This window comes from Frigidibacter sp., assembly GCF_030695035.1.
Taxonomy (GTDB): Bacteria; Pseudomonadota; Alphaproteobacteria; order Rhodobacterales; family Rhodobacteraceae; genus Frigidibacter.
In genome coordinates, this window is the sequence record NZ_JAUYTT010000012.1 from 335,635 (window position 1) to 349,400 (window position 13,766).

Annotated in this window: 15 protein-coding genes; 13 read left to right on the top strand and 2 right to left on the bottom strand. The window is 68.5% G+C overall.

Annotated elements, in window-relative coordinates; genetic code table 11:
* Positions 1 to 30: 30 nt before the first annotated feature.
* The 4 genes from fabA (at position 31) to Q8S30_RS13050 (ending at position 3,682) form a co-directional block, all read left to right on the top strand.
* Entirely contained in the window at positions 31 to 543 is a 513-nt protein-coding gene (gene fabA / locus Q8S30_RS13035; RefSeq protein ID WP_305666440.1) for a bifunctional 3-hydroxydecanoyl-ACP dehydratase/trans-2-decenoyl-ACP isomerase, read from the top strand.
* A gap of 25 nt (positions 544 to 568) precedes the next feature.
* Entirely contained in the window at positions 569 to 1,798 is a 1,230-nt protein-coding gene (gene fabB / locus Q8S30_RS13040; protein WP_305666441.1) for a beta-ketoacyl-ACP synthase I, read from the top strand.
* A gap of 6 nt (positions 1,799 to 1,804) precedes the next feature.
* Complete coding sequence (locus Q8S30_RS13045; RefSeq protein WP_305666442.1) at positions 1,805 to 2,593, top strand: enoyl-ACP reductase; 789 nt, start codon at positions 1,805 to 1,807, stop codon at positions 2,591 to 2,593.
* 75 nt (positions 2,594 to 2,668) lie between these two features.
* A complete protein-coding gene (locus tag Q8S30_RS13050) occupies positions 2,669 to 3,682 on the top strand; it encodes a serine hydrolase (RefSeq protein ID WP_305666443.1) in 1,014 nt (337 codons plus the stop codon).
* On the opposite strand, the gene Q8S30_RS13055 is transcribed toward Q8S30_RS13050, so the two are convergent.
* Positions 3,679 to 4,266: a hypothetical protein gene (locus Q8S30_RS13055; protein WP_305666444.1), complete on the bottom strand. Its 588-nt coding sequence runs from the start codon at positions 4,264 to 4,266 to the stop codon at positions 3,679 to 3,681. The genes Q8S30_RS13050 and Q8S30_RS13055 overlap by 4 nt on opposite strands.
* Before the next feature lie 134 nt (positions 4,267 to 4,400).
* Here Q8S30_RS13055 and Q8S30_RS13060 point away from each other — a divergent pair, with 134 nt between their 5' ends.
* From Q8S30_RS13060 to Q8S30_RS13100, 9 genes are all read left to right on the top strand, one after another.
* Entirely contained in the window at positions 4,401 to 5,084 is a 684-nt protein-coding gene (locus Q8S30_RS13060) for a haloacid dehalogenase type II (protein ID WP_305666445.1), read from the top strand.
* The gene (locus Q8S30_RS13065; RefSeq protein ID WP_305666446.1) at positions 5,081 to 5,947 is read left to right on the top strand and encodes an alpha/beta fold hydrolase; all 867 of its coding nucleotides are present in this window, start codon (positions 5,081 to 5,083) and stop codon (positions 5,945 to 5,947) included. Before Q8S30_RS13060 ends, Q8S30_RS13065 begins: the two co-directional genes overlap by 4 nt.
* Positions 5,944 to 6,927, top strand: a complete 984-nt coding sequence (locus tag Q8S30_RS13070) for a threonine/serine dehydratase (protein ID WP_305666447.1) — start codon at positions 5,944 to 5,946, stop codon at positions 6,925 to 6,927. The genes Q8S30_RS13065 and Q8S30_RS13070 overlap by 4 nt, the downstream gene beginning before the upstream one ends.
* A 115-nt stretch (positions 6,928 to 7,042) precedes the next feature.
* Positions 7,043 to 7,831, top strand: a complete 789-nt coding sequence (gene pcaD, locus Q8S30_RS13075) for a 3-oxoadipate enol-lactonase (RefSeq protein ID WP_305666448.1) — start codon at positions 7,043 to 7,045, stop codon at positions 7,829 to 7,831.
* A complete protein-coding gene (locus tag Q8S30_RS13080) occupies positions 7,824 to 8,561 on the top strand; it encodes an alpha/beta fold hydrolase (RefSeq protein ID WP_305666449.1) in 738 nt (245 codons plus the stop codon). The genes pcaD and Q8S30_RS13080 overlap by 8 nt, the downstream gene beginning before the upstream one ends.
* A gap of 128 nt (positions 8,562 to 8,689) precedes the next feature.
* Positions 8,690 to 9,910 (top strand): TCR/Tet family MFS transporter, encoded by a 1,221-nt coding sequence (locus Q8S30_RS13085; protein ID WP_305666630.1) that lies wholly within the window; start codon positions 8,690 to 8,692, stop codon positions 9,908 to 9,910.
* 107 nt (positions 9,911 to 10,017) lie between these two features.
* The gene (locus Q8S30_RS13090; protein WP_305666450.1) at positions 10,018 to 11,277 is read left to right on the top strand and encodes a mandelate racemase/muconate lactonizing enzyme family protein; all 1,260 of its coding nucleotides are present in this window, start codon (positions 10,018 to 10,020) and stop codon (positions 11,275 to 11,277) included.
* Complete coding sequence (locus Q8S30_RS13095) at positions 11,274 to 12,179, top strand: aminotransferase class IV (protein ID WP_305666451.1); 906 nt, start codon at positions 11,274 to 11,276, stop codon at positions 12,177 to 12,179. The genes Q8S30_RS13090 and Q8S30_RS13095 overlap by 4 nt, the downstream gene beginning before the upstream one ends.
* Before the next feature lie 230 nt (positions 12,180 to 12,409).
* Positions 12,410 to 13,117: an outer membrane protein gene (locus Q8S30_RS13100; protein ID WP_305666452.1), complete on the top strand. Its 708-nt coding sequence runs from the start codon at positions 12,410 to 12,412 to the stop codon at positions 13,115 to 13,117.
* A gap of 271 nt (positions 13,118 to 13,388) precedes the next feature.
* Here Q8S30_RS13100 and Q8S30_RS13105 read toward each other — a convergent pair whose 3' ends face one another.
* A complete protein-coding gene (locus tag Q8S30_RS13105; RefSeq protein ID WP_305666453.1) occupies positions 13,389 to 13,688 on the bottom strand; it encodes a hypothetical protein in 300 nt (99 codons plus the stop codon).
* Positions 13,689 to 13,766 lie beyond the last annotated feature (78 nt).

A 13,766-nucleotide genomic window follows, 5' to 3' on the forward strand; every position in this document is an offset into this window, starting at 1 on the left:
AGAGTGTTCTGCACGGGGGGACGGGCCGGAATGGCGGATTATCCGACGAGTTTCGACAAGGACGCGCTGCTGAAATGTGCGCGGGGTGAGCTTTTTGGCCCCGGCAACGCGCAGTTGCCTGAACCGCCGATGCTGATGATGGACCGGATCACCGATATTTCCGCCGATGGCGGCGCGCATGGCAAGGGCCATGTCGTTGCCGAATTCGACATCCGCCCCGACCTGTGGTTCTTCGCCTGCCACTTCCCCGGCAACCCGGTGATGCCCGGCTGCCTTGGCCTTGATGGCCTGTGGCAGCTGACCGGCTTCAACCTGGGCTGGCGCGGTTGGCAGGGTCAGGGCTTTGCGCTTGGCGTCGGCGAGGTCAAGCTGAGCGGCATGGTCACGCCCGCCCGCACGATGATCACCTACCGCGTCGATTTCACCCGCGTCATCGACCGCCGGCTGAAGATGGGCGTCGCCGATGGCCGCGTCGAGTCCGACGGCGAGATCATCTATCAGGTCAAGGACATGAAGGTCGGTCTGGCTGCCGCCGCAGCCTGATCCCCCAAGCTTAGGAGAGCCGCCCATGCGCCGCGTCGTCGTCACAGGCCTCGGTATCGTTTCATCCATCGGCAATAACGCGGGGGAGGTTCTGGCCTCGCTGAAGGCCGGCCGCTCCGGCATCACCGCCAATGCCGATATGGCAGAGCGCGGCTTTCGCAGCCAGGTTGCGGGGGCCGTCAATCTTGACGTTGCCGAGCATGTGGACAAGCGCACGCTGCGCTTCATGGGTCCGGGTGCGGCCTATGCCCATATCGCGATGACGCAGGCCATCGCCGATGCCGGCCTGACCGAGGCCGATGTGTCGAACCCGCGCACCGGGCTTGTGGCCGGATCGGGCGGGCCCTCGACCTCGGCGATGCTCATCGCGCATCAGACAGTTCTGACCCAGGGGGCGCCGAAACGGATCGGGCCCTTCGCGGTGCCCAAATGCATGTCCTCGACCATCTCGGCGAACCTGTCGACCGCGTTCAAGATCAAGGGCATCAACTACTCGATCACCTCGGCCTGCTCGACCTCGCTGCATTGCATCGGCAACGCCAGCGAGCAGATCATGATGGGCAAGCAGGACATGATGTTCGCCGGCGGCGCGGAGGAGCTGGACTGGACGCTGTCCTGCCTGTTCGACGCGATGGGCGCGATGTCCTCCAAGTACAACGACCGCCCGGCGCAGGCCTCGCGTGCCTTCGATGCGGCGCGCGACGGGTTCGTGATCGCCGGCGGCGGCGGGATCCTGGTGCTGGAGGAACTCGAGCACGCCAAGGCCCGCGGCGCGAAGATCTATGCCGAGGTCACCGGCTATGCCGCCACCTCGGACGGGCATGACATGGTCGCCCCCTCGGGCGAGGGCGGCGAGCGGGCGATGCGGCTGGCACTGCAATCGCTGAGCCCCGACCGCAAGGTGGGCTACATCAACGCGCATGGCACCTCGACCCCGGTCGGCGATGTCGGCGAGGTCGAAGCGGTGCGCCGGGTGTTTGGCCGCGGCACCACCCCGGTGATCAGCTCCACCAAGTCGATGACCGGCCACAGCCAGGGTGCCACCGGCGCGCAGGAGGCGATCTATTGCCTGCTGATGCTGCAGAACGATTTCATCGCGCCCTCGATCAATGTGGACACGCTCGACCCGGCCATCGACGCCGCCGAGATCGCCACCGCCCGCGTTGACAATGCGGGCCTTGATACGGTGATGACCAACAGCTTCGGCTTTGGCGGCACCAATGGCTCGATGCTGCTGTCGAAATATCTGGGGTGATCTGACATGGCCGATCTGATGACGGGCAAGCGCGGGCTGGTGATGGGCGTCGCGAACGAACGCTCCATCGCCTGGGGCATCGCGCAGGCACTGGCCGCCGAGGGGGCAGAGTTGGCCTTCACCTATCAGGGCGAAGCCTTTGGAAAACGAGTGGAGCCGCTGGCGGCCTCGCTGGGATCGAAGCTGCTGATCGATGCCGATGTGATGAACGATGACAGCCTCGATGCGGCCTTTGCCATGCTGGCCTCGGAATGGGGCAGCATTGACTTTCTGGTCCATGCCATCGCGTTTTCCGACAAGAACGAGCTGACGGGCCGGTTCATCAACACCAGCCGCGAGAACTTCAAGACCTCGCTGACCATCTCGTGCTTCTCGTTCATCGACGTGGCGCGGCGGGCGGCGGCGATCATGCCGAACGGGGGCAGCCTGATCACCCTGACCTATCAGGGATCGAACCGGGTGACGCCGTTCTACAACGTGATGGGCGTGGCCAAGGCGGCGCTGGAATCCTCGGTGCGCTACCTCGCGAACGACCTCGGCCCCGACAAGATCCGCGTCAACGCGATCAGCCCCGGCCCGATGAAGACGCTGGCCGGAGCCGCCATCGGCGGCGCGCGCAAGACCTTCCGCCATACCGAGGCGAACTCCCCCCTGCGCAGCAATGCGACACTGGAGGCGATCGGCGGCACGGCGGTCTATCTGGCCTCGGACTATGGCGCGTGCACCACTGGCGAGATCATTCTGGTGGATAGCGGCTACCATGTGCTGGGGATGCCGCAGTCGGAGCATCTGTAGCGCGTAAGGGCTGACGGGGGTTCACCTTTCCGTCAGCCGACTGGCGGCGCAGGACACGCGCTTTACCTCTGGCGCATGAACACATCCCTCCTCTCCCGCCGCGCCTTCGCGTTCTCCGCCGCCGCGCTGCTGGCCGCTCCGGCCCTGCACGCGCAGCCCGCCTCGCGCTTCGCCCGCAGCCTTGCCGCCGCGCGCGAACTGGACCAGCTCCACAGCCTCTGCATCGCTCAAGGCGGGCAGACCGTGCTGGCCGAGGCGATCCGCGGCCCCTCCCCCGACCGCGCCGTCAACGTCAAATCCGTCTCGAAAACCCTCGTCGCCTCGCTGACCGGCTCCGTGATCGGAACCGGCGCGATCCCCGGCCCGGATGCGAGGCTCGGCGATCTGGCGCCCGGCCTGATCCCGAACGGTGCCGATCCGCGTGTGGCGGCCCTGACGGTGGCGGACCTGCTGACCATGCAGACCGGGCTGGAGCGCACCTCGGGCGGCAATTACGGCGCCTGGGTCAGCAGCCGCAACTGGGTGGCCGACGCGCTGGCGCGGCCGATGGTCGGGCGGCCGGGCGAGGGGATGCTCTATTCCACCGGCAGCTATCATATCCTCGGCGCGCTGCTCTCCGAGGTGACGGGCGACAGCCTGCTGACGCTGGCGCGGCGGCATCTGGGAGAGCCGCTGGGGGTGCGCATCGACGCCTGGACGCGCGATCCGCAGGGGCGCTACATGGGCGGCAACAACATGGCGCTGTCACCGCGGGCGATGCTGGCCTTTGGCGAGGCGTACCGCACGGGTGGCGTGGGCCCGGAAGGCCGGCTGGTGCCCGAGGATTGGGTCGCCGCCTCATGGCAGCCCCGCACCCGCTCGGCCTTCTCGGGTGACGACTATGGCTATGGCTGGTTCCTGTTCGAAGCGGCGGGCGCCCGCGTCGCCTATGCGCGCGGCTATGGCGGCCAGATGATCTATGTGATGCCGGACCACGAGTTGACCGTCGCCGTCACCTCGGATGAAACCCAACCCGCCCGCAGCGAAGGCCATGCCGGCGCGCTGAAGCGGCTGCTGACCGAGGTGATCCTGCCCGAGGCGATGGCCTAACTGGCCCCACGCTCCTTCGCCCGGCGGCGATCCATCTCGGCCCTGAACCCCTCAGCATCGCCGAAATCGCAGAAATTGTCGTAATGCGGGTGCGGATCGCTGGCGTGGCGGGCGTGCTTGATCGGGCACCAATGCGCCTCGGTCCGCCCCGAGATCTCGCGCACATAAGAGATCAGCCCGTTGGCATAGCCGCAATAGAGGCAGTTCAGCTTCTGCAGCCCATTGAGATAGCCCAGCATATGCCGGTCGATGATGATGTGATCAGCCCGGCGCACCTTCTGGATGCCGTAGACCGGAAAGCACACCGCCTGATAGACGCTCACGAACAGGTCCAGCAGGGCGAAGGGAACGATCAACGCATAGATGAACGGGGCGGTGATCACCACGGACAGCCGCGCCCGGGCGAGGTAGCCCGCCAGCCCCTCGCGCATCTCCCGGTGACGCTCACGCGCGCCGGCCTCGAACACCGCGCGGCCATGTTCGATCCGGTAGCGCCAGATCGCCCGGCGCTCTTCGATGCCCGCCTCCAGGGCCTCGCGCAGCTCGGTAATGCGGCTGCGCAACTGGTCGAGTTCGGTGGTCATCGGATCGCTCCCGTGGGTAGGCCTGCGAGGAAAGCTAAGCACGCGCCAGGGTCCGGGCCAAGCGTCGATACCGCAGCGCCGCCCCCTTTCCCCTGCCGCAGCCCTGTGCCAGTCTGCCGGCCGGAGGATCCCCGATGCCGATCAAGACCTGTGTGTTCGATGCCTATGGCACGCTGTTCGACGTGGCCGCCGCCGCCCGCCGGGCCGCGCAGGAACCGGGGGGCGAGACCCTCGCGCAGCATTGGCCACGCCTCGCCGAGGACTGGCGCCGCAAGCAGCTGGAATACACCTGGCTGCGCAGCCTGATGGGCCGCCACGCCGATTTTCGTACCGTGACCGCCGAGGCGCTCGACTGGGCGCTGGAGGCGGCGGGGCTGGCCCGCGATCTGCATGGCCGGCTGATGGCACTCTATGACCAGCTCGACGCCTATCCCGAGGTGAAGGAGATGCTGGCCGCGCTGAAGGCCCGCGGCCTCGCCACCGCGATTCTGTCGAACGGCTCGCCCGCGATGCTGGCCGGGGCGGTCGGCCATGCCGGGATCGGCGAACTGCTGGACGACTGCCTGTCGGTCGAGGCGGCGCAAATCTTCAAGCCCGATCCCCGCGTCTATGCGCTGGCGACGGCCCGCTTCGGTTGCACCCCGGCCGATGTGCTGTTCATCTCCTCCAACGGCTGGGACGTGGCTGGGGCTGGTAGCTTTGGCTTCACCACGGTCTGGGTAAACCGTGCAGGACTTCCGCAAGACCGACTGCCAAGCCGTCCCGACCACATGCTACCGGACCTGACCGGCCTGCCCACCCTGCTGGAGCTGCCATGACCCTTTCGCATTTCACTACCTCCGACGGGCTGCGCCTTGCTTATGACGACCGCGGCACCGGCCTGCCCTTGCTGTGCCTGCCGGGCCTGACCCGCAACATGGACGACTTCGAGACGCTGCTGGAGCCGCTGGCGGGGCGCTGCCGCCTGATCCGCATGGACTACCGCGGCCGCGGCCATTCGGATTACGACCCGGACTTCAACAATTACAACCTGCTGCGCGAGGCGCATGACGTTGTGGAGCTGCTGGACCATCTAGGGCTGTCGAAGGTGGCGATCCTGGGCACCTCGCGCGGAGGGCTGATCGCGATGGGGCTGGCGGCGGGGTTCCCGCAGCGGCTGACGGGGGTGATCCTCAACGATATCGGGCCAGTGGTCGGCGATGGTGGGCTGGCGCGGATCATGGATTATGTCGGCAAGACCCCGCCCTATCCGGACCTCGATGCGATGGCCGAGGCGATGGTGCAGCACACGGCTGACGAATTTCCGGGCGTGTCGCAGGAGGTCTGGCGCCGACAAGTGGCGCATTGGTTCGAAGAGCGGCCGGAAGGCGGCCTCGCCCTGCGCTATGACCCGGCCCTGCACAAGGCGCTGCTGGCGCAGGCCGCGACCGGCGCGCTGCAGGACATGTGGGTGTTCTTCGATGCGCTGAAGCGTTTCCCGCTGGCGGTGATCCGCGGCGCGAATTCCGACATCCTCTCGGCCGAGACGCTGGCTGAAATGCGCCGCCGCCATCCGGTGATGATGGTAGCCGAGATCGCAGATCGGGGCCATGTGCCCTTCCTCGACGAACCCAATGCGCTGGCGCTGATCCGCGATTTTCTTGACGCCCTCCCTCCCCTGCCCGAAAGCTCCCCCACATGACCGACATTGCCCATATCGAGGCCGCCGCCGCGCGGATGGCGGGGCATATCCGCCGCACGCCGCTGCTCTCCTCGCCCTTCGTCGATGCGCTGGCCGGGCGGCGGGTGCTGATCAAGGCCGAATGCCTGCAGCACACCGGCTCCTTCAAGGCCCGCGGCGGCTGGTCGGCGCTGTCGGCACTGACGCCCGAGGCGCGGGCGCGCGGCGTGATCGCCTATTCCTCGGGCAACCATGCGCAGGGTGTGGCGGCGGCGGCGCAGGCCTTCGGCGCGCCGGCGGTAATCGTGATGCCCGCCGATGCGCCGCGGCTGAAGATCGACAACACCCGCACGCTGGGGGCCGAGGTGGTGCTCTATGACCGCGCGACCGAGGACCGTGACGCCATCGGCGCGGCTCTGGCGGCGGAACGCGGGCTGACGCTGATCCGCCCCTATGACGATGCCGAAGTGATCGCCGGGCAAGGCACCTGCGGGCTGGAGATTGCCGAGCAGGCGGCCGAAGCGGGCGTGACCCACGCCGATGTGCTGACCTGCTGCGGCGGCGGCGGGCTGACCGCCGGGGTTGCACTGGCGCTGGAGGCGCGGGCGCCGGGGCTGCGCGCCCGGCCGGCGGAACCGGTGGGCTTTGACGACACCGCCCGCTCGCTGGCCGCAGGGGCGATCCGCCGTAACGCGGCGCTGTCGGGCTCGATTTGCGACGCCATCGTCACCCCCGAGCCCGGGATGTTGACCTTCCCGATCCTGCAACGGCTTTGCGGCCCCGGACTGGTGGTCAGCGATGACGAGGCGCTGCGGGCGATGGCGGTGGCCTTCTCGCGGCTGAAGATCGTGCTGGAACCGGGCGGCGCGGTGGCCCTCGCCGCCGCCCTGTTCCGAAAGGACCAGATCGAGGGCGACGCGGTGATCTGCATCGCCTCGGGCGGGAACGTGGATGGCGCGATGTTCAGCGAGGCGCTGGCGCGGTTCGGGACGGGGGACTGAGCGCAGCGGTGTTGAATTTCCGGCATCGTGCGGTGAAAGAGGGCTGAGGAAGCACAGTCACTTCCACATTTTGCAACATCCGCCGCGATCCGCGGTGTGAAGCCGGGAGCCACACATGCCGATCTGCGATCTGGGCGACGTGCAGATCAACTGGCGCGAGGATGGCGACCCTGCTGGCGCGCCGGTGGTGTTTGCCCATGCGCTTGGCACCGATCTGCGGCTCTGGGATGCGGTGATCCCGCTGCTACCCCCCGCGCTGCGGCTGATCCGCTACGACCTGCGCGGCCACGGCGCCAGCAGCGTGCCGCCCGCCCCCTATGCGATGGGCGCGCTGATCCGCGATGCCGAGCGGCTGATGGACAGCATCGGCGCGAAGGATGCGGTCTTCGCCGGCCTGTCGATCGGCGGGCTGGTCGCGCAGGGGCTGGCGGTCAAACGGCTGGATCTGGTGCGCGGGATGGTGCTGTCGAACACCGCGGTCAAGATCGCCACGCAAGCGATCTGGCAGGATCGGATCGCCGCGGTTCGCGCCAATGGTCTGGATGCGCTGGCAGAGGCCCAAGTCGCCCGCTGGTTCCCGCCCCGCTTCCGCACCAGCCCCGAGGCGCTACTCTGGCAAGGCCGCCTTCGCGCCACGCCCATCGAGGGCTATGCCGGGGCCTGCGCCGCCATCGCCGGGACCGATTTCATCACCCCGACCTCGGGCCTGACCCTGCCGACGCTGGTGATCGCCGGGACCGAGGACGGCTCGACCCCGCCCGACCTTGTGCGCGAGACGGCAGGCCTGATCCGCGGCGCCCGCTTCGCGCTGATCCGCGGCGCAGGGCATGTGCCGCCCGTGGACAAGCCGGCGGAATGGGCAGCGCTGCTGGCCCGGTTCCTGGAGGAGATCGCCCATGCCTGAAACCACATCCGAGCCCGCCCGCATCATCCTCGTCCACGGCGCCTGGAGCCGCGCCAGCACCTGGGGCGAGCTGCCCGCCCGCCTCGCCGCCCTTGGCCACACCGTCACCACTCCCGACCTGCCCGGCCATGGCGACGACCCCGCCGATCCCTCCACCGTGACGCTGGCCGACTACGCCACCCGGATCGCCGACATCCTGCGCGCCGGCCCCCCCGCCCTCCTGGTCGGCCATTCGATGGGCGGCATCGCCATCTCCGCCGCCGCCGAGCTTGCCCCAGACCATGTCGCGCGGCTGGTCTATGTCTGCGCCTTCCTGCCGCGGGATGGCGAGAGCCTCCTCGACCTGATGAAGCGCCAGCCGCCCACCATCCGCCCCGCCGTCCGCCCCGGCCCGCAGCCCGGCACCACGCTGCTGGACGCTGGCACCGCCCTGCCACTGCTGGCGCAGGACGCAGACCCCGCGGCGCAAGCGGCCCTCGCCGCGGCAATCGGCCCGCAGCCGAACCGCCCGCAGACCGACCGCATCCAGCTGACGCCCGGCAATTTCGGACGCCTCCCCCGCGCCTATATCCTGTGCGAGGAGGACCGCACCATCACACCCGCCCTGCAACGGGACATGATCGCCGCCAGCCCCTGCGATCCGGTGCTGCCGCTCCCCACCGGCCATTTCCCGCAGATCAGCGCCCCCGACCGGCTGGCGCGGCTGCTGGCGGATCTCGCAATCCTCTGATCCCCGGCGATCTGCCGCGCCGCCCCGGCATCCTGCCGCATCCCCTTTGACCTTGCCCCGCAAACCGGCTCTACCTCGCGCGTGGCCCGCCCCAGGGCGCCGAGCCCCCGGAGCCTGCCATGCCTGCCATGCCTGCCATGAAATCGCGCCTCGCCCTGACCTTCATCCTGCTGACCGTCGCCATCGATTCCATCGGCGTCGGCCTGATCTTCCCGGTGATGCCCGACCTTCTGGAGGAGGTGACGGGCGGCACCGTCGCCAATGCCGCGCTCTGGGGCGGGGTGCTGGCCACCGCCTATGCGGCGATGCAGTTCGTCTTCGGCCCCATCGTCGGCAACCTGTCCGACCGCTATGGCCGCCGCCCGGTGCTGCTGTCGGCGCTGGCGGTGATGACGGCGGATTACCTGCTGATGTCGGTCGCCCACACCGTCTGGCTGCTGCTGCTGGGGCGCGTCATCGCCGGGATCACAGCGGCGACCCATGCCGCGGCGGGGGCCTATATCGCGGACATCTCGGCCCCGGACGAGCGGGCCAAGAACTTCGGCCTGATCGGCGCCGCCTTCGGCGTGGGCTTCGTCGCCGGGCCGCTGATCGGCGGGCTGCTGGCCAGCATCGACATCCGCGCGCCCTTCTATGCGGCAGCAGCGATGGCGGCGGCGAACCTCACCCTCGGCTGGTTCGTGCTGCCCGAAACCGTGACCGACGCGATCCGCCGCCCCTTCTCCTGGGCGCGGGCCAACCCGCTCGCCGCCTTCCGTGCCATCGGCAAGCTGCCGGGGCTGCAGCGGATGCTGCTGGTGCTCTTCGTCTATTCGGTCGCCTTCCATGTCTACCCGGTGATCTGGTCCTTCTTCGGCAAGGCCCGCTTCGGCTGGGACAGTTGGATGATCGGCCTCTCGCTCGCCGCCTTTGGCCTGTGCATGGCGCTGGTGCAGGCGCTGCTGGTCGGCCCGGCGATCCGAAAGTTTGGCGACAGGGGCGCCGTGATCTGGGGGATGGTGGCAGAGCTGGTCACCTTCGCCTTCTACGGCTTCGTCACCTCGGGCCTGCTGGCGCTGATATTCACCCCGGTGGCGGCGCTTGGCGGCATCGTGATGCCGGCGCTGCAGGCGACCATGTCGCGCGCCGCCCCCGCCGACCAGCAGGGCGAGCTGCAGGGCGTGCTCGCCAGTATCAGTGCGGTGGCGATGATCACCTCGCCGCTGATCATGACCGCCACCTTCGGCCTCTTCACCCGGCCCGAAGCCGAGATCTACGCCCCCGGCGCGCCCTTCCTGCTGTCAGCCGTGCTGATGGTCGTTTGCGTGATCCTGCTTGTCGCCCGCCCGCGCGACCCCGTCCCCGCCTGACGCCTAGAATCCTCCCGAAGGACCGCCCTCCCTTCGTTTTGGTCCAAATATCCTGCGGGGGTCCGGGGGCGCAAAGCCCCCGGCCGCCAGCCACAAGGAGCCTGCCCATGAAGCTCAAGGACCTCGAGATCTTCGTCGTGGCCCCCCCCGCCCCCGGCTGGGGCGGGCGCTACTGGATCTTCCCGAAGATCACCACTGATGACGGCATCACCGGTTATGGCGAGTGCTACGCCTCGACCGTTGGCCCTAAGGCGATGGTCGCGGTGATCGAGGATGTGTTCGCGCGGCACATGCAGGGATCCTCCCCCGAGGATGTCGAGTTGATGTTCCGCCGCGCCTATTCCTCGGGCTTCACCCAGCGGCCCGACCCCACCGTAATCGGGGCGTTCTCGGGGCTGGAGATCGCCTGCTGGGACATCCTCGGCAAGGCGCGAAACCGCCCGGTCTGGGCGCTTCTGGGCGGCTGCGTGAACCCGCGGCTGCGCAGCTATACCTACCTCTATCCCGGCCCGGACGATGACCCCACCAGCTTCTGGGTGGATGCCGACGCCACAGCCGAGGCCGCCGCGCGGGCCGTCGCGCAGGGCTTCACCGCCGTGAAGTTCGACCCCGCCGGCCCCTACACGATCCGCGGCGGGCATGAGCCGGCGTTTTCCGACATCACCCGCTCTGCCGAGTTCTGCGCCAAGATCCGGCAGGCAGTCGGCGACCGCGCCGACCTTCTGTTCGGCACCCACGGCCAGTTCAGCGTGGCCGGCGCCATCCGCATGGGGCAAGCCATCGAAGCCTACAAGCCGCTCTGGTATGAAGAACCGATCCCGCCGGATGCGACGCTGGATCTGGCCGAGGTCGCCCGCGCGGTGCGTGTGCCGATTGCCACCGGCGAGCGGCTGACCACCAAGGGCGAGTTTGCCGCCGTGCTGCGCGCTGGCGCCGCCCGCATCCTGCAGCCCGCGCTTGGCCGGGCGGGCGGCATCTGGGAGGGCAAGAAGATCGCCGCCATCGCCGAGGTCTTCACCGCGCAGCTGGCCCCGCACCTTTACGCCGGGCCGGTCGAATGGGCCGCCAACCTGCATCTGGGGGCCTCGATCCCCAACCTTCTGATGGTCGAGACCATCGAGACCGGCGGCGCCTTCCACATGGCGCTGACCGGCAACCGCCTGCAGTGGGAGGATGGCTATGTCACCGCCCCCACCGGCCCCGGCCTCGGCATCGAGTTCAACGAAGACCTCGCCCGCGCCCATCCCTATGACGGCGCCCGCCTGCACCTCGAGATGCAGGAAGCCCCCTGCGACTATCGCCGCCCCAACCATTTCGAGGGCGGTGCGCCCCGTACCGGAGAACCGATCACCGGAGAGCCCGCATGACCGACATGTCCAAAGGCGCGGCGTACCTCAACGGCGACTTCCTGCCGCTGGAGGAAGCGAAGATCCCGGTGACCCATTGGGGCTATCGCCGGTCGGACGTGACCTATGACGTGGTCGGGGTCCGGGACGGCGCCTTCTTCCGGCTGGAGGATCACCTCAGCCGGTTCCGCGCCTCGATGACCCGCCTGCGGATGGCGCCGCCCGAGAGCGATGACGAGATCCGCGCCATCCTCCACCGTGTGGTGGCGCTGTCGGGCCTGCGCGATGCCTATGTGGCGATGGATTGCCTGCGCGCCAGCCCGCCCCCGGGCGCGCCGCGCCACCCCGCCTACGCCCCGAGCTACATCATGTGCTACGCGGTCCCTTGGGTCTGGGTCGCCAGCCCCGAGATGATCGAGCGCGGGATGCACCTGATGATCCCACGCGTGCGCCGAATCCCCCCCGAAAGCTTCGATCCGCGGGTGAAGAACTTCCATTGGGGCGACCTGACCGAGGGCCAGTTCGAGGCGCTGGATGCCGGGGCCGATTTCGCGGTGCTGCTGGACGGTGCCGGCAACGTGACCGAGGGTCCGGGCTTCAACGTCTTCTGCGTGACCGGCGGGCGGGTGGCCACCCCCGCCACCGGCGCGCTGGACGGGATCACCCGCGCCTCGGTGATGGAGCTGTGCGCCGAGCTTGGCCTGGCGCTGGAGGTGCGCGATATCCCGGCGGACGAGTTCCGCGCGGCGGACGAGATCTTCGGCTGCACCACTGCGGGCGGGATCATGCCCGCCGCCCGGATCGACGGCCGGCGCATGAGCAATGACGCGCCGGGACCGATCTCCACCGCGCTCAAGAACCTGTTCTGGCAGAAGCGGGCCGAGGGGTGGCACGCGACGCTCGTGGACTACGCAATCGGCTGAGTCGGGGCCCAAACCCGTCAAGCCAACTAAAAGTGAACTGACCAGTTTGTTTCACTCCTGTCGGCGCGCGTGAGCGCAGACTGCAAGATGCCGCGCATGGCGCCCTGCGGCCGCCTCGCGCGGGCCGAATGCGCTGGAACCCCGCCTGCAACCGGACGTTAGTGCCCCGACGTCGGCGACTGCGCGAACATTGCGGCCCCGGCGCAGAAAAAAACGAACCGGAGACAGTCATGACCCTTTCCAAGTATTCGCTTCCCCTTCTCGCCGCCATCGGCACCACCCTGGCCCTTCCCGCCCTGGCCGGTGGCCTGACCGAGCCGGTCTATGAAGCCGCGCCCGTCTACGCCCCCGCGCCAATCGTCGCCACGCCCAACTGGGCCGGCGGCTATACTGGTGTGGTCCTTGGCTACGCCGACGATACCGTCGACATCACCGACGATCTCGGCGTCTCGCCCGATGACCAGCCGAACCCGAAGGGCGGCCTTGCCGGCCTCACCGGCGGTTACAACTTCCAGTCGGGCAACTGGGTCTACGGTGTCGAGGCCGACATCGCCGCGACCGACCTGAGCGACAAGGGCACCTTCGACGCCTCGACCGATGAATACGATGTCGATGTCAGCTCGATGGCCACCCTGCGCGGCCGCGTCGGTTATGACATGGGCCGCTGGATGCCCTATGCCACCGCCGGTATCGCCGCGGCGAAAGCGGATTATGCCTTTGAGTCGGCCGGTGCCACGCTCTATGACGACGACAACACCATGACCGGCTACTCGGCCGGCGTCGGCGCCGAATATGCGATCAACGACAAATGGTCGGCCAAGGGCGAATACCTCTACACCAACCTCGAAGGCCGCTTCAAAGCCGACGGCGCTGGCCCGAGCGCCGATGTGGACCACGAAATCCACGCCGTGCGCGCGGGTCTGAACTACCGCTTCTGATCCGAAGCTTCGACAAACGGTAGAGAGGCGGCCCCGCCCGGGCCGCCTTTTTTCTAATTTAAATCAATTTCTTGAAGATCTCACGGCCCGCGCCATGACCCTTCAAGTCCTGCCAAGGACTGCCCGCCCTGATAGACCCGGCGCCCTCGCGCCAGAACACCCGTATCGGCCAAAGCCCCACACCCTTCTTGCTGGAAAAATATCCTCGGGGGGAGGCCGCAGGCCGCGGGGGGCAGACAGCCCCCCGACCCCGCCAGCCAAGGGCACCGCCTCAGCAATCCAGCTCCAGCCGCACCTCGCCGGTATCGCCCGGCAGGCCGGTGACCGCGCTGCCTGGGATCACGCGGCAGCCGGTCGTCCGCTCTGCAGCCTCTATCATCAGCGCCGGAACCGGCGCCCGGGCGCGCCGTGAAAGATATCCCAGCCGGATCACCTCGGCCCGGTCCTCCTTGTGGAACACCACGAAATCGATGCCCGAGAGGGTGATGTCATGCCGCTCCGCGCCAAAGAACTGCGGCGCGGGAGAGGCGCAGGCGGCAAGGAGGACACAGAGGAGGACAATCGGGCGCATGGGCCGAGCGTGCCGCAACGAGGTTAAAGTCTTCTTAACACGCGCCGCATCCCGGACCCTGTTCAACTTTCTTTTGCA